General features: G+C 53.4%; 13 protein-coding genes, 1 pseudogene and 2 riboswitches. Of the genes and pseudogenes, 7 read left to right on the top strand and 7 right to left on the bottom strand.

The annotated features are described in order from the left end of the window. Positions 1–38: 38 nt before the first annotated feature. From NSQ24_RS21505 to NSQ24_RS21495, 3 genes and pseudogenes are all read right to left on the bottom strand, one after another. Entirely contained in the window at positions 39–1,205 is a 1,167-nt protein-coding gene (locus NSQ24_RS21505) for a Ger(x)C family spore germination protein (RefSeq protein WP_031931610.1), read from the bottom strand. A 1-nt stretch (position 1,206) separates the two neighbouring features. Beyond that, on the bottom strand, positions 1,207–2,718 hold the full coding sequence (locus NSQ24_RS21500; RefSeq protein ID WP_024985574.1) for a spore germination protein: 1,512 nt from the start codon (positions 2,716–2,718) through the stop codon (positions 1,207–1,209). Beyond that, positions 2,708–3,796, bottom strand: a pseudogene (locus tag NSQ24_RS21495) (endospore germination permease). The gene NSQ24_RS21500 and the pseudogene NSQ24_RS21495 overlap by 11 nt, the downstream one beginning before the upstream one ends. 186 nt (positions 3,797–3,982) lie before the next feature. Here NSQ24_RS21495 and NSQ24_RS21490 point away from each other — a divergent pair. Genes NSQ24_RS21490 through NSQ24_RS21480 form a run of 3 tightly spaced genes read left to right on the top strand, consistent with a single transcriptional unit; the run spans position 3,983 to position 7,754 of the window. After that, the gene (locus NSQ24_RS21490) at positions 3,983–5,542 is read left to right on the top strand and encodes a spore germination protein (protein ID WP_081607824.1); all 1,560 of its coding nucleotides are present in this window, start codon (positions 3,983–3,985) and stop codon (positions 5,540–5,542) included. Then, positions 5,539–6,639 (top strand): endospore germination permease, encoded by a 1,101-nt coding sequence (locus tag NSQ24_RS21485; protein WP_003391332.1) that lies wholly within the window; start codon positions 5,539–5,541, stop codon positions 6,637–6,639. The genes NSQ24_RS21490 and NSQ24_RS21485 overlap by 4 nt, the downstream gene beginning before the upstream one ends. Next, positions 6,636–7,754 (top strand): Ger(x)C family spore germination protein, encoded by a 1,119-nt coding sequence (locus NSQ24_RS21480; protein ID WP_339166546.1) that lies wholly within the window; start codon positions 6,636–6,638, stop codon positions 7,752–7,754. The genes NSQ24_RS21485 and NSQ24_RS21480 overlap by 4 nt, the downstream gene beginning before the upstream one ends. 82 nt (positions 7,755–7,836) lie before the next feature. Here NSQ24_RS21480 and NSQ24_RS21475 read toward each other — a convergent pair whose 3' ends face one another. From NSQ24_RS21475 to NSQ24_RS21460, 4 genes are read right to left on the bottom strand one after another with little or no spacing between them, the layout of a single operon-like run. Further along, complete coding sequence (locus tag NSQ24_RS21475; protein WP_024985571.1) at positions 7,837–8,346, bottom strand: cupin domain-containing protein; 510 nt, start codon at positions 8,344–8,346, stop codon at positions 7,837–7,839. Positions 8,347–8,372: 26 nt separating this feature from the next. Next, positions 8,373–9,020: a methylthioribulose 1-phosphate dehydratase gene (locus tag NSQ24_RS21470; RefSeq protein ID WP_003391341.1), complete on the bottom strand. Its 648-nt coding sequence runs from the start codon at positions 9,018–9,020 to the stop codon at positions 8,373–8,375. Continuing rightward, positions 9,017–9,694, bottom strand: coding sequence for a 2-hydroxy-3-keto-5-methylthiopentenyl-1-phosphate phosphatase (locus tag NSQ24_RS21465; protein WP_243014655.1), 678 nt, complete (start codon positions 9,692–9,694; stop codon positions 9,017–9,019). The genes NSQ24_RS21470 and NSQ24_RS21465 overlap by 4 nt, the downstream gene beginning before the upstream one ends. After that, on the bottom strand, positions 9,694–10,905 hold the full coding sequence (locus NSQ24_RS21460) for a 2,3-diketo-5-methylthiopentyl-1-phosphate enolase (protein ID WP_243014654.1): 1,212 nt from the start codon (positions 10,903–10,905) through the stop codon (positions 9,694–9,696). The genes NSQ24_RS21465 and NSQ24_RS21460 overlap by 1 nt, the downstream gene beginning before the upstream one ends. Before the next feature lie 78 nt (positions 10,906–10,983). Further along, positions 10,984–11,136, bottom strand: a riboswitch (SAM riboswitch). Positions 11,137–11,287: 151 nt separating this feature from the next. Here NSQ24_RS21460 and NSQ24_RS21455 point away from each other — a divergent pair. The 4 genes from NSQ24_RS21455 to mtnA all read left to right on the top strand — a co-directional run bounded on the left by NSQ24_RS21455 (position 11,288) and on the right by mtnA (position 15,707). Next, positions 11,288–11,794 carry a sigma-70 family RNA polymerase sigma factor gene (locus NSQ24_RS21455; protein WP_031931605.1) on the top strand — a complete coding sequence of 169 codons (507 nt, stop codon included), beginning with the start codon at positions 11,288–11,290 and terminating at the stop codon, positions 11,792–11,794. After that, a complete protein-coding gene (locus NSQ24_RS21450) occupies positions 11,784–12,992 on the top strand; it encodes an anti-sigma factor (protein ID WP_052259701.1) in 1,209 nt (402 codons plus the stop codon). Before NSQ24_RS21455 ends, NSQ24_RS21450 begins: the two co-directional genes overlap by 11 nt. A 99-nt stretch (positions 12,993–13,091) precedes the next feature. Continuing rightward, a riboswitch (SAM riboswitch) is annotated at positions 13,092–13,239 on the top strand. Between the two features lie 198 nt (positions 13,240–13,437). Further along, positions 13,438–14,667, top strand: a complete 1,230-nt coding sequence (mtnK, locus tag NSQ24_RS21445; RefSeq protein ID WP_031931602.1) for an S-methyl-5-thioribose kinase — start codon at positions 13,438–13,440, stop codon at positions 14,665–14,667. After that, a complete protein-coding gene (mtnA, locus tag NSQ24_RS21440) occupies positions 14,664–15,707 on the top strand; it encodes an S-methyl-5-thioribose-1-phosphate isomerase (RefSeq protein WP_003391354.1) in 1,044 nt (347 codons plus the stop codon). The genes mtnK and mtnA overlap by 4 nt, the downstream gene beginning before the upstream one ends. Positions 15,708–15,714: the final 7 nt, after the last annotated feature.

Genomic DNA, 15,714 nt, shown 5'->3' with positions numbered 1-15,714 from the left:
TGTCCGAAGCGAGCCGCTCCATCGGCGGCTCAGCCCTTTCATCTCCTGTCATCCGCGCCTGTTTTCCGCTGACGCACTTTCGAAATGCCTCCATCGGTTATTTTGACCTCGACCTCAATCGATTTCAAAGAGTCTGGTGTCAAAGGAAGCACGCCCTCCTGATTCAAGTGATGCCACTCGCGGGGAAATTTTCGATAAAAGGAATGTCCCAATTCAAGCGTATCGATTCCCAGCTTCAGCCCGCGGTCATAGAGCGAGCGGACCTCGGCTTCAATCTGTCTGGCTGCATCCTTTTCCAAGAGCGCTATACGGGTTGGCTGAAACAATTGAGTCACGTAGCCCGTTGTCTTGATGGATATGCGAAAGATGGGACGGCCTTTTTCCAATCCCGGTATTATTTTGGGGCGTGGGGACTCCATCACCAGCAGAGCCGATTTTTTTCCCGACTTAAGAAGAGTCCGCCGCGTCTCTTTCTCCAGCCACCGTACGCCTGCGACCTGCTCGTGGGGCAAGCACCCCTTCAGCTCTTTGTTTTGCAGGAAGCAGATTCCGTTAATCTTCAACTGCGGAAGTGGCTTTTTGTTTTCGGTCCACGGTTTTTTTTCCACTGACAGGAAGGGAAGGCGGACTACTCCATTCGGCTCGTTTCTCTCGGAAATGACTCGAAACAATAATAGGGGCCGAATGTACGAAAATTGGCCGTAAATGTCTTTGGGGTCGGCCAGTTGGGAGTAAAGGACGGATATTCCCAGTATCGGCCTGGCGTTGAAGACGTCCTCAAGCGATTCTTTCGTGGCAAAGGACCATACGGAATAACGAAATTCTTGGTACCTGTCTAGCGCATCCATGACCTGATCAAACTTTCCGTGCTTCAAGGCCCGTTCAGTGAAAACAATGGAGTGCACGTGGCTCCATATGAGCCGCTGCTGAGTGGTCGTATAAATCTGATAGATGGCTGAAACGTAGGTGTCGCCTTCGCCTTTTGCAACGGAGACTGGTTCTCTCGTCAATTGTGTATTGCTTTCTTTTTTGGCGATGTTGGAAAAGCCGAGAATTTGCAGATAGACGACTACCTTGTGATTGACGTAATCGACTCCAATCGCATCGATGTAAATAAGCTGTTCGATATCCCGGGCGTTCCAGCAGCCGCCCAGCAGGATCGAAGCAGCCAACACGACGGCTATCATCCGCTTTGTTCGTTCCATCCTAAGAATCGTTCTCCTTGCGCGAAGAGCGTTTCAAAATGCTTGCTTTTCCTTCCCATAACCGCCATGGCATGCGAATCAGGACCTTGGCCATGTCTCGCAGGACAGGGGGAGAGAGCGGTGTCAGGTAGTAGACGCCAAAGGAACGGGAGTTGGCAAAGAAGAGGAGTACGCCAATCAGCGCCATCATGAATCCGAATATCCCGAAGACCGAACAAATGATAAGAACGGCAATGCGGAGGAGACTGAGGGTCCCGACTACACTCTGATTCACCATGGTAAAGGTAGCCATAATGGAAATGGCGATAATGACCAGGCTGCCGGGAGCAGTCAAACCGGCAGAAATGGCTGCCTGTCCGACGATCAGTCCGCCGACGACAGAGAGTGTTTGTCCGATGGCCATCGGCATACGCAAACCCGCTTCGCGAAACAACTCAAAAAGCAGAAGCATGAACAATGCTTCCAAGGCGGCCGGAAGCGGCACTCCTTGACGGGAAATCACCATGGTGGCGATCATGGTGTAAGGTAGCTGGTCCTGATGGTATGTTACCAATGCCACCCAAAATCCGGGCAAAAACAAGGCCGCGAACACACTGCACAGGCGAATGATGCGGACAAACACGACCATGTAGATCGAGGTGTTGGCATCCTCCGACGTGTTGATCAAATACGTAAAGTTGGCCGGTGCGACCAATGCGGTCGGAGAACCGTCAACCAAGATGGCAAAGCGCCCGGTCAACAGGCTGTTTACCACGAAATCGGGTCTTCCCGTATGCTCATACAACGGCAGAATCGTAAACGGGGTATCCAGCAAAAGCTCTTCCAGTTGGGTGCTTGTTACGATCCCATTGCTTTTGATCGAGGAGAGCTTGAGCCGGATTTCATCGACAAGCTTTTGGTCAATCGTGTGGTGAAGGTACAACAATCCGACCTTCGTCCGTGTCTGGCTTCCCAGAATGTACGACTCGTAATGCAAGAGCGGAGTTTTCAGCCTCTTGCGGATCAGCGCGACATTCGTCGTGATATCTTCGGTAAAGCCGTCGCGAGGTCCGCGAATGGAAACTTCCGTATTCGGTTCTTCGGGGGAGCGCTGCGGACGATTATCCGCATCTATGCTGTACAGTGCTCCCCACTCGTTGAACAAGATCAGCAATTTTCCCTCGAACACATGGTTTACGATCTCGTCTGCATTGGCCTGAGTCAACTTCCTTAGAAAAAAGGGGCGTTTCTGCTGCAAATCTTGCTCTTCGGTGATCTCTCCGGAGCGAAATAGTTCACTCATTTCCGGGAGGATGTACTCCATGAGGATATGCTTGTCACAAAGGCCTTCCGCATAGATCAGATATACAGTGACGTCTTGCAAATGAGGGAGCATGCCGTAGTGTTCCACAGAGACATCGTGGCAGCCTGAAAAAAGCTGGCGGATCGCTTCAGGACGGAGGCTGTCCAGATGGGGAATCTCACCCGGGGAATTCACTTGATCGGAAGGGTGCTCTCGCGTCTTATTGTTCATGGAGATCCTCCTTCTTGCTGGAGAGTAACGCCAGTAACGTAAGTGTCAAAGTCAGGAGCAAGGCGGCAATGAGCAGGCCGGGCAGCAAAAATCTGGTCAGTGACAAATAGAACCCGATATCGTCATAGGGCCACAATGCCAAACACATGCTCACCAGACAGGCGAAAACGAGGACCCAAACCCGCTTGCGGCCGTCCGGAAAATTGAATATCTCGACGAGCAAATAAAAGGCGAGAGATACGCGGATGAAAGCTCCGCTAAACCATTGATAGATACTGAGAAAATCGACGTGCTCGATATACAGGCCGATTTTCACCAGCCGCCATTCCTCAAAAGCGGGATAACGCAGCTTCGCCGCTTCTGCAGGTCCAAATTCGGTAATGGCACCGGTAAGCGGCCCGATTGTAAGCTATACCATGATGAGGCCAAGGATGGCCAGCCTCCAGAACGGCACCTTTACCCCGACGTGATGCTTGATCAGCAAGAGCAGGAATAATTCCGAAAATCCCGCACCAGCGTACACCATTCCCCTCAAGACGGGCTCCCACCCATACTCCAGTACGGGGAACAGATAAGAATAATCTTTGTACTGCAGGTTGGTGCTCATCACGAAAAAACCCAGAAGAACGACGATCGGCAGCAGAAAGACAGATACCATCGAGATCGAGCGTATGCCAAAGAGAGAGTTGATGAGACAGACAAGAGCAAAAAAAAGCGCATGAATAAACATAGGGGCTTGTGGAGCGAACGTAAGGTTCACCCAGGTAATCGTGTCTTTTATCGTGATTACGGCCAGTCCCACCACATACAAGGCCAACAAAAGAGAGAGAAACCGTGTGACACCGGTTCCGTACTTCCTTTTCATCCATACGAGCAAAGGCTCGTTCCCGGTTTTCCGATAAACGTAGGAAATCATCCAAATCAATAGGAGGTACAGCGGAACTACAGCGATAACAGAGATCCAGGCATCTCGTCTCGCTGCATCCAGAAGTATCGGAATGACAATCACGTGGTTCATCAATCCGTTGGAGAGCATGAGAATAAAGATCAACTGAATAAACGAAATGCCATTTTTCATAGGTTTCCCGCCAGACTTTTCCTGATCTCTCCTAAAGTATGAGCAATTGATGGGGGAGTATACGGCACCCCCGAAAGTTCCGTCCATGTGGGGGCGAAGGTTGGGCGCTGTCAGGACGTGCATATTTTTACAGCAGTTTCCTCACTCTATACGAAAGAATACATTTTTGCTCAAGGGTAGGATCTCATGAGAAATCTGCGAGACTGGCTGCGTGGCAAGAAATCGTTTTTACAACAGGCCGGGGATGCTCAGGTTAGACAACCTGGCTCACCTTCAGCAAAGCCCATAAGTACGAGTCTGTCGGATAATATGCTAGAACTTCGTAAGAGATTTCCCTTAACACCAGATTTGATCATTCGCCATATGGACAATCCTGTGACGAGAGAGCGGGCCATACTGGTTTATCTGAGCGGATTGGTGGATAGAAACGCGATTAACAACAACGTCATCCGGCCGTTTCTGGACAAGCGGCGGTCGAGAGAAAGCAGTATTTTCAATGTCCTTACAGTGGGGAACATGGATTTCATCACAGACTGGAATGACGTCGAATCCTCGATTCTGTTGGGGAACAGCTTGTTGTTCCTTGAGGGGCAAAGCAAGGTTTTCGTGATCGAAGCGCGCGGCTGGCCGCAGCGGGCTATTGAAGACCCCCAGTCCGAAGCATCGCTCCTGGGTGCCCACCAAGGCTTTGTGGAAACGAGCATACAAAATATAGCGATGATTCGCCGGTATATTCCCAACCGCGAGTTGAAAATTCAGGAGTATACCCTCGGGAGTAGAGGGATCAGCAAAGCCTCCGTTCTATACCTGGCTGACGTGGCAAAGCCGGAAGTAGTCAAAGAGATGGTAGACCGGCTTCAACAAGTCAATATCGACACGATCCTAAACACAGGGGAACTGCGGGAAATCATCGAAGACAGCAGGTACTCTCCGTTTCCTCAACTGATCACGACCGAGCGGCCGGATACGGCTGCCTCCCATATCCTGCAAGGGAGAGTTGCGGTCGTCGTGGACCGGACGCCCAAAGTATTGATTGGACCTGCCGGCTTCGTTACCTATTTCCAAAACGTGGACGACTATAATTTGCGCTGGCCTGTCGCTACCTTTATCCGGACACTCCGGTTCATGGCCTTTTTGGTTGCCACCTTTTTGCCAGCCTTGTACATCGCGGTTGTTTCCTTCAATTATGAAATCATCCCGTTGGATTTGCTGCTTTCTGTCGGGGAGTCGAGGGAACGCGTCCCATTTCCGCCGCTTTTGGAGGCGATGCTGATGGAGATTACGCTGGAAATGCTCAGGGAGGCGGGGATACGCCTGCCTGCCCCGATCGGGCAAACCGTCGGCATTGTCGGGGGGATCGTGATCGGCCAAGCCGCCGTACAAGCGGGGATTGTCAGCAACATCATGGTAATCGTCGTCGCGTTCACGGCGATTGCCTCGTTTATCATCCCCAATTACGATATGGCTTCCGCCGTCCGCCTGGTTCGCTTTTTGATGATGGGGCTGTCGGCCATGTTCGGCATCGTGGGGATTGTCATCGGCTTGATGGGATTGATCGGGCATATGATTGCGCTGGAAAGCCTTGGCGTCCCCTATGGGGCTCCGCTGGCGCCTGCGAGATTTGCCGATTGGAAGGACCTGATTCTCCGGATCCCCTTGTGGGATATGGACAAGCGGCCGGTCAGCGCCAGAGCGGTCCAGACCAAAAGGCAGGGTACATCCGGCTCGGGGGAGGAAGGACAGTGAACCCATACGCGACCCGACAGATTACTGTCCTCCAATACATTTTTTTTATCCATGGAGCCCAGGTAGGAATCGGCATTTTGACCATCCCTCGCGATGTAGCGGAAATTGCCGGTACGGATGGATGGATCGGGATTATTCTCGGATGGCTTGCCGCGATTATGGCCAGCTTGATCATTGTCAACACGATGAAGAGGTATCCGGAATGCACCATCATTGACCTGATGCCACTATTCTTTGGAAAATGGCTGGGGAAGTGCCTGATCGCGGTGATTGTGCTCTATTGCGCATACGCTGCCACTACTGTGTTGGCCAATACGGGCGGCATCTTGAAGGTTTGGCTCCTGCCGCTCACTCCTTTTTATCAGATCATGATTTTGCTTTTGATTCCTGTTCTGTTTTTGGTCGGCAAAGGAGTAAAGACGTTGGCGCGGTATGCGGAATTGATTTTTTACTTAAGCCTATGGGTGCCGATCGCTTTGATCGTTTCTCTGAAGGAGCCTCAGTATCTGTATCTTCTGCCCGTTTTGAAGGAGGGCTGGGGACCTGTTCTGAAGGCTGTGCCAACCACGATTCTCTCCTTTTTAGGCTTTGAGCTGGCCTTTTTTCTGTACCCGCATCTGCAAAAGAAACAGTTTGCCGCTGTTGGAATTGTCATTGCCAATACGCTATCGATGCTTCTGTTTCTGTTCGTCACCCTGATTGCTTATGTCATCTTCAGCCCGGATCAAATCACAAAGTTTATCTGGCCTGTTTTAAGCATGTGGAAAGGGGTAGAATACCGGTTTCTGGAAAGGATCGACATCCTGTTTCTTGCTTTCTATCTGTTTATCATTTCGACAACCTGGATGCCGTACATGTACTTTACGGTTTTTGGAGCAGGCCGGTTGTTCAAAAAGTCCAATGAGAAAAAATACCTGCTTGGCTTTATGGCTTTGCTCGTAGCAGTGACAATGTTTTACACCCCTTCCTTTTTCGATATTCGAAAGCTGGGGGAAACATGGAGCAAAGCAGGGATGATTTTCGGATATGCTGTTCCCTTTTTCTTGTGGGGGTATGAGCGCCTGTTTCACAAATACCGGCAGAGGAGGATGCCATGATCCGGCGATTGCACTTCCTGATCCTGACAATGCTGTTGGCCATACTGCCGGGGTGCGCTGATTTGCGAAATCTGGAGGATGTCACCTTGGCGCTCATGGCGGGGATAGACCTGAGCGAAAAAAATGAGCTCTTGTTCTACGTATCAAGTCCTGTATTCAGCAAAGACGCGAAAAAGAAGGTAGAGGAGTACGGAGTAAGAGCCGATAGTATCCGCCAGTCGACCAAAAGGTTTGATGCGCTCGTGACGGCCCTGACGGTAGGAGGAAAAATCCAGTTCATCGTTCTGGGCAAGCGGCTGTTGCAGCATCCCGACTGGTTTTCGCTGCTCGACACTCTCTACAGGGACGGGCGAATGACGGTTAACTCTCGCGTCGTGGTAGTAGATGGTCCCGTGCATTCCGTCTTTCATTTGAATCCTGCGGATAAACCGCGGCTGCCACTTCATTTAACCCAATTGCTCGATACGGCCAACCGCCGGAATTTGACGGTCAAGACAACGACGCAGGAGTTTCACCGCATGATGGCTGAGAAGGGAATGACGCCCTCTATAACGGAGTTCAAAGAGCGAAATAGCGTTGTAGAGGTCATGGGTACGGCTCTGTTGGACCACCAAGGGAAATACGTCACGCTGCTCCTTCCCAAAGATACCATTCTGCTTCAGATTCTCATCCACAAATTGCAGGGAGAAATGACGCTGACAGTGCCGTTGCCAGGGCAATCAGATCAGCAGAAAGTAATCAAGCCGCGGGTCTCCTTCTTTGTGAAGGATGTAACCAGAACAGTAAAAACCGGATACCGCGACAACCGTTTTCGATTTGATGTAGAATTGCAAATGGAAATCTCCCTGGCGGAGCAAATGTTCCCGGTTGAACCGGCAAAGCAATACAAGAAACTGGAACAGTTGATTGAGAAGCAGTTGGCCCAAAAGTACGCCGACCTGATCAAACAATTTCAAAAACAAAAGGTAGATCCTGTCGGCTTCGGGGTGTACGCCCGGGCGTACCAGTACAAGGAATGGAAAAAGGTTCAGGATGATTGGCCGGCGGCATTTGCCAAAGCAGAGGTGCGGGTCAAGCCTGTTATCTCTATCAAAGGAATTGGCATTACGGAATAAAAAACTCTCTTGAGCCAGGCGGAAATGCCGGATGCGGCCAATCCGCCAAGCTCAAGAGAGGGCTCTTTCTGTTATCCGTAAATTAATAAATCGCTTCCCAGCCTGCAGGAGTGACGAACAGGCGGATCGCCTTGATCTTGCGGTCGTCCATCAATGTAAAGTAGTGGCGATAGTTCGGAGGAACGGAGATGAGGTCGCCCGGCTCCATTTCCACATCGAAGTAGCGGTCGTCTTTTCCTTTGATGGCAAAAATGCCGTGGCCGTCTACGCAAAAACGGCATTCGTCATCTGTGTGGTGATGCTCGTTCTTGAATTTGACCAGCAATTCATCCAGATTCGGTGTCTTGTCGGACAGGACAATGATGTCAGCGGTCAAATAGCCGCGGCGCTCGCTGATCGCATCGATTTCCGGTTTAAAAGCGTCGAGGATCTGCTGCTTTTCTTCATCGGTCGGGCTGTAGTTGCTCTTGAGCTGTTCGTCGAGACGGTCAACGCCCCAGTGCTCGTAAATGATTCCCTGCGTGTCCAAAAACGAGATGACACTCTCGCCGGTCAAATACTCGTTGTTGTCGTGAAAGCGTACTTTTGCCATGTTACAGGCCTCCTTGGGGTGGTTGTTTATGGAGCAGCCACAGCGGCTTGGCGAAGCTGCAGCCAGCGCGCGTGGTATTCAAACAGAAATTCAAATGCTTCCAGGTGCCTCTTCGCCGCAAAGTCGCTGTCGCCCCAGGCGTAAATGCCGTGGTTGCGGATCAGCACGCCGGGAACCTCGGGCGTAATGACTTTTTCGATGGCGGAAGCGAGCGTCGGAATATCGGCAAAATTCTCGACAATCGGGACGGTGATGCGGGCGTTTTCTTCCCAGATGCCGAGCCCCTTGATCAATTCCTGTCCTTGTATGGAAAAGGCTCGCTGGCCGAAGTACAGCTCAGAGATGAGGTTGTTCCAGACCGTGTGGACATGGAAGCATGCTTTTGCCGTAGGAATGACGCGGTAGACGACAGCGTGGACCAGCGTCTCTGCTGACGGCTTGAGTGCTGTAGGTTCTACCGGCTGAGAGTTGCCGTCTACGACCAGATAGTCCTCGGGCGAGAGCTTTGTCTTGTCCTTGCCGCTGGCAGTCACGGCAAATTGCAAGGGTTCGTCGCTCAATTTGATCGAAAGGTTGCCGCTGGTGCCGGGAAACCAGTCCCGGCGGGCAAAGGTCAGCTTGGCTTCGTCCAGGCGGCGAAAAGCGTCCAAGCGCTGTTCAAGTGTAATCGTCATGATGATGGTACCTCCTGCCTGCGTTTCAGCTCCTGCAAGATAGCGATGACGTCGTGGAACGTCGCAAACGACTTGAAGGGCAGCCCCAGCTCCTCGCTTTTTTGAGCCAGGAGCGAACGGGCAATGACAAAGTCGGCGATTTTGGCTCCGGCCAGATCGGTGATCGAATCGCCGATGACGACGCGGTAGTATCGCTCTGGATCGTAGCGGCGGATAATGGCTGTTTTGCACATGCCGCAGTTGTTGTCGCAATGCTCGTCGCACGTATGCGGCCAGGTAATCGTGATGCGCGGTCCGCTGAAGTCGCTGCCGTTGCAATAGATCGGCACATCGAGTGCAAACGGGGCAAGGATCGGCTCGACAAAAAAGTCAATGCCGCCGCTGGTGATCAACAGCTCGATGCCTTCCTCCCGGCAGAAGCGGACGAATTCGGCAAATCCGGGGCGAATCGTCGCCTCTTTGACGATGTAGTCTATGATCTCCTGCTTTTTCTCGGATGGGATCAGCTTGAACAACGCGCCGACACCTTCGCGGATCGACACCTTTTGGGTGAGAATCTGCTCGATCAACTCTTCCCGCTCAGGCGGAGCAAAACGTCGCATAATCGCGACAATATTGTCTTTTTCCGTAATTGTTCCGTCAAAATCGCAAAACAGCACGAGTGGCTTGGTCATCATTTTGTTCCCCATTTCTGCAAAGCCTGTGACAGTTCAGCAGATTCGGAGGAAGCGTCCTCCAGCGTTTGTCCTGCCACGACTGCGTTGATCGCTGCGACAAACGCTCGGGCGCCTGCCGTCGCACCACCTGGATGGCCGTGAATGCCCCCACCGGCATTGACCACCTGGTCCAGGCCAAAATCCTCGTACAATTGCGGGACAAGGCCGGGATGGATGCCCGCAGACGGTACCGGAAATGATTTGCGCAAAGTTCCGGTCGGTTCGGTCAAATGCTCCGCCAGCTTGAGCGCTTCTTCTTTGTTCAACGCCACATTTCCGTACGGCGATGGGAAGAGCACCAGGTCTGCGCCAGCCAAGCGCATCAGCTTGCCCAGGAGCAGCGGTGTCCCAATACCGTAGACGGGCGACGGATAGTAGGCTCCGGCGAGCGCCGGGTGGGCCATAATCGGCACCTGAACATCCGGGTCTGCAGCCAGTCGGTGCAGGGCATCGTAGCCAAAGGCAAGCACGTTAAACAGCAGGCAGTCTGCGCCGGCTTCCACAGCTCTCTTGGCACGTTCGGTCAAGTCGGTGACCGGCCCGGTCAGATTGGCCGCATACAGAACCGGTTTCCCTGTTTCCGCTTCTGTTTCCCGGGCAATCTGTTTAAACGCCCGGATTCGTTCCAGAAAGGGAGCACGGTCATCGGCAAAGAAAATTTCGTCATCTTTTACTAGGTCAACGCCGCCCAGAGCCTGTGCCCGAAACTGGGTTTTCAGATCGTCAAACGGCAGGCCGAGGCAGGATTTGAAAATGCTCATCAAGAGTGGGCGATTATGCGCTCCGAGCCGATCTCTGATGCCTGAGATGCCGTATTTCGGGCCGGGAAAAGCGGCCAAAAACGCTTCCGGAAACTGTATGTCAATCAGCTTGATTTTTCCGTCCATGGACAGTTTCCCAAAGACGCCTGTCAACAAGGACGGAATGTCAGCGGTAAAGTTGCGAACCGGGTAGCTGATCGTAATCAATCCGCGGCTTTCGCCGTTTTCCAGGGTATCGAGCACCTGGGCGCCGACAGCTTCACCCAAATAGGGCTTCAAATCTGCCTGCTTGGCTGCGGGCAGATCGGTCCAACTGCCGACAGTCATCCCGACGGCGATCGCTTCCGCCTTTTTTTGCAAGTCCTTTGCCTGAGTCAAATAGGTGACGAGGATGCGTTGTTCGCTCAATGAGGAAACCTCCTTTTCTCGCAAAAAAACCTCCCCTTCGAGAGGGGAGGCGCTTTCGTCCGATAACGTTTTCGTCTCCTCTCATCTCTCGGTTCAGGGTCGAAGTGGCAGACTTTCGTCGGCGGCTTCGACTCTCACCGTTGGAATTAGCACCGTTTCGCCCCCCTTGCAGGGTAAGCGCCGGTTGCCGGGCATCATAGGGCCAGTCCCTCAGCCAGCTCGCGATAAGAGTTTCATGTACAGTATGCATTTGACTTGCGATAACCCCATGATATGCTGTTCCTTTTCGGGAGTCAACCCTTGTTTTGAGCATTAAAAATTTTGCTGCAGGTGGAACTTTTTCTAAAAAAAGGCGTGGTATCAGGTGAAAGGGTGTGAAGGAATGGGAAAGGCAGGAGTGGAGGATGTGTACCGCCTGCACGTCAATGACATATACCGCTACCTCCGCAAGCTCACCGGCGATGCAGGCTGGGCGGAGGATCTGACGCAGGAGACCTTTTTCCGTGCCTTTCAGCACCTGGATACCTATCGGGGAGAAAAAGTGCGTCCTTGGCTGTTCAAGGTAGCGTACCACGCGTTTATCGACTGGCACCGCAAGCAAAAGCGCAGGCCTGTTCAACTGATCGACACCTTGCCTGAGCAGGCGGATCAGGCGGCGGTCAGTCCGGAATCGGCGGCACTGGCTAGGGAGACGGCGGCCCTCGTGCTGACTGTTCTCCGGGGGCTGCCGGAAAAACAGCGACAGGTGCTGCTGCTTCATGCGGAAAAGCTCAGCTATGCGGAAATAGCCGACGTCCTCGGCATCGATGTGGCCGATGTGAAGCGGTCGATCTACCGGGGACGATTGAAGATGCGAAAATGGTGGGGGGACGGTCAACATGGCGGATAACGGCAAGCTGGAGGATCATAAGCAAAAAAGCCGGGAGCGCGATCAGCTCCTTCTCGCTTATCTGCGGGGGGAGCTTGGCGCTGAGGAGACAGCGCGATTGAGGCAGCGTCTCGCAGACGACCCGGAGTATGCGGAGCGACTGGAGGAGCTTTTGCTGGGAGGCGGGCTGATGCAGACAGAACCGGAAGACAAAGCCGCGGATTTTTTGCCGGAGGAGAAGCAGCGCTCCATCATCCGCTGGGGAAAGTGGAAGAGCAGGCTGTCCAACGCCGCCTACACGGTGGGGATCTCGCTGCTGATCGGCTTTGTCCTGTTGTTTGTCAACTATTGGATTGGCCGGTCGCTGTATGAAGATATGTTTCGCGTCTCCAAGGATTTGGTGAATTTCACTCAGCCGGGGATCGTAGCAGGCAGCAGCGGCGCGCAGGTTGGCCTTTTTTATGGCAGCATTCAAATGGAGCTGCGCGAAAAGGTGGGGGGCGACCGTCAGCAGCCAGGGTATTTCGAGACTACGAATGTGTTTACCAAAGTATCCTCCCGCCCGGTATGGAACGACGGCGTTCGGAAGAAAAATCTGTTTTTCCTGTTCCCGCTTCAGACGAAGCTGCAGGAGGATACCTCTTTCAGACGAGAGCCCGCGTGGAAGACGCTTGAAATGCTGCCGGAGGGGACGGTATCGCAACTGGCGATTTCCTTTGACCGGTTTATGAGCCTGGAGGAAATGTACGCTTTCCTGGCTCCGTATAATTTGGACCTTACCTGGCTGGCCGTGGATACCGGACAGGAGGTGCTGCATGAGGATGCCAAAGAAGGCGTGCTGCTGCTTTCGGCCGGTGACGTCTGGGGTTTTTCCGAACATGGGCTGGACTATGGACCGGGACCGATTCAGGTAAATGGCGAAGCAGATCGCCGCACCCGGGCGTACGTGGAGGAGATGAAATACCTCGCCGAGCAGGAGAGGCTGAGCAGGTCGATCGGACAAAGCCTGTTCAACAGCAGATCAGGATTGAAGATCGACGAGCGCTATCGGTATTTGGAGAAAAACGGTATCAAAACGTACGGAATCGTCGTCACCGGTCCGACCAAGGAACTGCTCAAGCTGAAGCAGGAAGCTGCCATCACCGCCGCATTCTTAGGACAAATCGACTGGTGGAACTGGAATCGTCCGAGTGCAAGCGGACAGCAAAACAGCTGGTAAGGCCGAGGATCAGCCGACTGGCAAAAAACAAAAAAGAGTGTTGACAGCGTGCATAGCCGCGTGTATGATTCAAACTAATCAAAACAGCATACGTTGGATACCTTATCCAGAGAAGGTGGAGGGACTGGCCCGATGATACCCGGCAACCGACACAGCGCTTGCCTGTCAGCTAGACTGACGGCGCGATTACAAGCGATGTGCACGGTGCTAATTCCTGCAGAAGCAAAAGTATTCTGGAAGATAAGGGGGAGACGACACGCCTGCCGCGTGTACGTATACGACCTCTTTTCTTCGGGAAAAGAGGTCTTTTTGCATGTCTGGCTGCAAAAACGGCTTGATCGGAGGCGCAGCCTGCAACATACCGTGCGGAATTATCCCCTGCTGAATGGGCCGGGAAAGCCGCTGGAAAGATCCAAATCGATTCACGTGAGGGGAGAAACAAGTTATGGCTTATCGTGCTTTGAGTGAACAAGAAGCAGTACAGTATGTAAAAGAGCTGCCCGGCCTGTTTGAAGCAGGGGCTGTCCTGTCCTCCCGCGAGATAGGCGACGGCAACCTGAATCTTGTCTTTCACATCCGCGATGAAGCGACCGGCAAAAGCGTGATTGTGAAGCAGGCTCTGCCTTATGCCCGCGTCGTAGGCGAGTCGTGGCCGCTGACGCTTGATCGCGCCCGCATCGAGAGTGAAGCGCTGCGCATCCAGTACAAATACGTTCCGGACCTCGTGCCGCAGGTGTACCACTACGATCAGGAGCTTGCCTTGACCGTCATGGAGGATCTCAGCGATCACATCCTGATGCGCAAAGGATTGATCGAGGGGCGACGCTATCCAAATTTCGCGAAGCAAATCGGACGTTTCATGGCCCACACGCTCTTTTTCACGTCTGATCTGGGAGCGCATCCCTACGAGAAAAAAGCGCTTGTCGGAACATTCTTGAATCCGGAATTGTGCAAAATTACGGAAGACTTGGTGTTTACCGATCCTTACGAAAATGCGCCGACCAACAGCTTCAACCCGCTGATTCGGCGGGAAGTGGAGGAAATCTGGAAGAACAAGCCGCTCAAGCTGGAAATCGCCAAGCTGAAGTACGATTTCCTCACCCGTGCAGAGGCGCTGCTGCATGGCGACCTTCATACAGGCAGCATTTTCGTCACCGAAACCTCGACCAAGGTCATCGACCCGGAATTCGCTTACTACGGCCCGATCGGCTTTGACATCGGCGCGGTAATCGCCAATCTGCTCCTGAATTATGCCGGCCAGCACGGACTGGAGAAGGATGGAGGAAAGCGGGAGTCTTATCGCGAATACCTGCTTACAACTGTCGAAGACGTCTGGAACGAGTTCGTCTCCCAGTTCGTCCAGCTATGGCACAAGCAGGCGAAAGAGCGCAGCGCACATGTAGAAGGGCTCTGGCAGAGCTACGTGAAGCGGTTGATCCAGGATACGGCCGGGTTTGCAGGCTGTAAAATCCTTCGCCGCGTGATCGGGCTGGCGGGTGTCGCCGATCTGAACAGCATCAGCGACGAAAAAACCCGTGCCGAAGCGGAACGGCTGGCACTGCTGATCGGTCAGGAGCTGATCCTGAAGCGGGGCGGCATCGAAGATTCGACCGACATCACAGACATCGTTCGCAATGCGACAACAAGATTTGATCAGGAGGCAGCAGCGGTATGACCACAATTCATGAAGCATTCGCACCTGTAAAGTGGGAAGGAGACTCTCTTCTTCTGCTCGACCAGACGCGTTTACCGGTAGAAACAGTCTTTCTTTCCCTCCATACGTCTGAGGAAGTATGGGCGGCAATCCGCCACCTGCAGGTTCGCGGCGCCCCTGCGATCGGGATGGCTGCGGCATACGGGCTTTACCTCGGCGTGCGGAACAGCGAAGCGGCAGATTCGTCAGCCCTCTGGAATCAATTGCTCGAGCAGGCTGACTACCTGGCGACAGCACGCCCTACAGCGGTGAACCTGTTCTGGGCGATCGATCGGGTCAAAGCACGCGTCCAGCAGGAGGGAGAAAAACCGGTAGACGCGTTGAAAGCGGCGGTTTTGGACGAAGCTCTCGCGATACAGCGCGAGGATGCCGAAGTATGCCGGACGATAGGCGAACACCTCCTCACCTTGCTGCAGGATGGAATGGGCATCCTGACCCACTGCAATCCAGGGGCGCTGGCTACCGCCGCTTACGGGACGGCGACAGCTCCGCTCTATCTGGCCAAGGAACGCGGCTGGAACCTGAAGGTATACGCTGACGAAACGAGGCCGGTGCTCCAGGGAGCGCGGCTGACCGCCTACGAGCTGCAGCAGGCGGGAATCGACGTCACGCTGATCTGCGACAACATGGCGGCCATGGTGATGGCGCAGGGAAAAGTGCAGGCTGTCATCGTAGGAACCGACCGCGTAGCGGCGAACGGCGACGTCGCCAATAAAATCGGAACGTATGGCGTTGCCGTGCTGGCGAAAGCCCATGGCATCCCGTTTTACGTGGCTGCACCGCTGTCGTCTGTCGATCTGGAAACGCCGACGGGAGCGGACATTCCGATCGAGGAGCGTCCGGCGGAGGAAATCACGCACGGCTTGGGCAAGCAGGTGGCTCCGGACGGCATCAAGGTCTACAACCCGGCATTCGACGTAACGCCAGCGGAATATATAACGGCAATCGTCACCGAAACCGGCATTTTCAAGCCGGAAGATATCCGCAATTCCAAGCAATAAATCGTGG

Source organism: Brevibacillus sp. FSL L8-0520, from assembly GCF_037963895.1.
Taxonomy (GTDB): domain Bacteria; phylum Bacillota; class Bacilli; order Brevibacillales; family Brevibacillaceae; genus Brevibacillus; species Brevibacillus borstelensis.
Note: the sequence above shows the minus strand (reverse complement) of the source record. Positions and strands in the feature narration are given on the sequence as shown.